Genomic DNA, 2,497 nt, shown 5'->3' on the forward strand with positions numbered 1-2,497 from the left:
GTCGGGTAAGAGACTGGCATTACTGCCAGCCCCTCCCCTAAGAACCGTACGTGATAGTTTCCCGTCATACGGCTCAAGCCTATCATAAGGCCTCGTGTGAAACGAAACCCGGCTCAAATCAAGTAGTTTGGCTCATGCAGACTTTGATGACACCAGGGATGTACCATAATAACAGGCCATTTCCTGTTGTTTTCAGTGACGAAATGCGTCTTAAACCCCGTTTCGGATGTGATTTTCTCTCCGCATACAGGGCAACACCGTTTCTGGTTGTTCCAGATTTTGACGAGTTTTTCCCGTCCTTTGGTGCTGTTCAGCATTCTTTCTCCGTCACGTTCCTCATAATATCCCGTCCATCTTTCATCGAATGGGTTGGCTTCGGCGGCGATTTTCCTGAATCGGATGATTTTAGTGTTTGCCGCGTATTCCAGTTTGAGGTATTTTTCATCGAAGTATTTACCGTGGAAAGCAGGCTCCGTTGCAAACGTCCACATCCGGTTATCAATGTGATGCCAGTATTTAGCAGCAATCCATCTCTTACCTTTTCGTTTGTGTCTGCGGCAAGCCCACCTCCATAGGCACTCGAAAATCCTGTGGTCAACCAATCCGAAAATATCCGCCGAAACTACATAGCGGTGGTAGTTGACCCAACCACGAATGACAGGATTTAGCTTGCGAATGAGCAAGTCCTGTGTGGCTGTTTTGTTCTCCCTAACGATAGTCCGCACTTTTTTGAGGAAGGATTTTATCGCATTCTTTGACGGCTTTATGAGCAATTTTCCGTTGTATTTCCGAATGTTCTGTCCAAGAAAATCAAAGCCGTCGCTGATATGTGTAATCACCGTTTTTTCCTCTGAGAGTTGCAGACCGCGCTCCGCCAGAAAGTCCTTGATGAGCGGCATAACCTCGTTACGTAGAGTTTTCGGGCTTTTTCCGATAACGATAAAGTCGTCAGCATATCGTACGAAGTTAATCTGGTCGTAAACAGTTTTACCTGCCACCGTCCGTCTCATAGGGAACCTTTCTTTTAGAATCCGCTCCAGACCGTCTAAGGTCATGTTCATCAAGACTGGCGATATTGTTCCACCCTGTGGAGTTCCTTCCTCTGTTGGAAAGAGCTTTTTGGTCTCCACAAAGCCACATTTCAGCCATTTTTCTAACATTTCCTTGTCCATTGGGATATTTTCCATTAACCAGCTATGGCTGATATGGTCAAAGCACCCTTTAATATCTCCCTCCAAAATCCATTGAGGGGAGCCGGCTCTGCACAAATCGTTAAAACATTGCCCGATAGCGTCGTGTGTGCTTCTTCCAATTCTAAAACCGTAGGAGTTCGGGTCTGCTAGAGTTTCTGCCAATGGTTCCAGTGCAAACTTATATAATGTCTGCATGGCGCGGTCTGTCATCGTCGGAATACTCAGCGGGCGTAATTTTCCGTTTTTCTTCGGGATGTACACCCGTCTGAGAGGTTGGGGCTTATAGCCCCGGCGTTTGAGTTTTTCAATCGCCTCGAATTTGCCCTTTGGTGTTTTCCATAATTCATGGTCTACACCAGCAGTGTTTTTACCTTTATTACTTGTCACACGCTTTACCGCCAACGCCTTGGCATAGAAAGAGTGCGTCAACAGCCATTGCAGGGTTTTCACCTTGTTGTAATGACCATCTTTTTGAGCCTTTACGATACGCATTTGCAGCTTTTTGACATAGGCCTCCGCTTTCTTCCAATCAATGGATTCCCAGCTTTGTACCCTGTCAGCAGGCGCACACAGTTTCCTGTTCATTTGCAATTCCTCCTTTCAAAAGTTCTGGAAATTCTCTCGTAAAGATAGACCTGCTGGAAGTCAGCCCGCTTTCGCGTGGAATACTGTTTCAATTCCTATCCGTCCTCATTACAAGGTCGGCATTCGCTTTTTCCAGCGTTCCTTACCCGCGTTTCTATCGGCTTTCCTTACGGTCAGCTTTCCAAATATACGGAGAGAGCGCGGGCTTACCACGTTTCACGTAATCAACTGTGTAGGTTAGGTGCCGCCTATCCGCCGACAGTCTTGTTTGTCCATGTGTCCCCAGCTTACAGGAGAACATCCGACTGCACACCTTTTGGTTCAGGCTTATCAGCAACTTTAGCCTAGTTCCCTCTAACGACGTTTAACAGCGATTTACTTACATTCACTATACTACACAAGCCAGGCTCCCCAGCCGGACGTTGCTTCCAGCTTTTCGCCTCTGCCTCGCGGTTTCGGCTTGACCCTTTCGGGAGGGCTACCTTTCTCGTCATGCTGCCTCACGACCGTTGCCAGCCGCTTCGGTGACGATAGGCTACTGCTAATGGAATAACAGGTTCGGTCAGCGCCGAACAGTTTAATTACGCGACCTCGTGTCGCGCATAGGCAAACGGATTATAGTGCATGGATCTTGAAAAATCTATGCTGTTGAATACCCGCACCTTATAGCCCTGTCTCTGTAAAAAGCGGCCGCACTGGTCGAGGGTGCCGCCTTTTGG

Annotated in this window: 1 protein-coding gene; it reads right to left on the bottom strand. The window is 47.7% G+C overall.

Annotated elements, in window-relative coordinates; genetic code table 11:
* Positions 1–113 precede the first annotated feature (113 nt).
* Positions 114–1,778 (bottom strand): group II intron reverse transcriptase/maturase, encoded by a 1,665-nt coding sequence (gene ltrA / locus HW447_RS17730; protein ID WP_176256347.1) that lies wholly within the window; start codon positions 1,776–1,778, stop codon positions 114–116.
* Between the last annotated feature and the right edge of the window lie 719 nt (positions 1,779–2,497).

This window comes from Enterocloster alcoholdehydrogenati, assembly GCF_013282095.1.
Taxonomy (GTDB): domain Bacteria; phylum Bacillota; class Clostridia; order Lachnospirales; family Lachnospiraceae; genus Enterocloster; species Enterocloster alcoholdehydrogenati.

What these genes read in the sequence shown, in the direction of transcription:
- ltrA (WP_176256347.1), bottom strand. Translation starts at nt 1,778, where the DNA reads ATGAACAGGAAACTGTGTGCGCCTGCTGACAGGGTACAAAGCTGGGAA.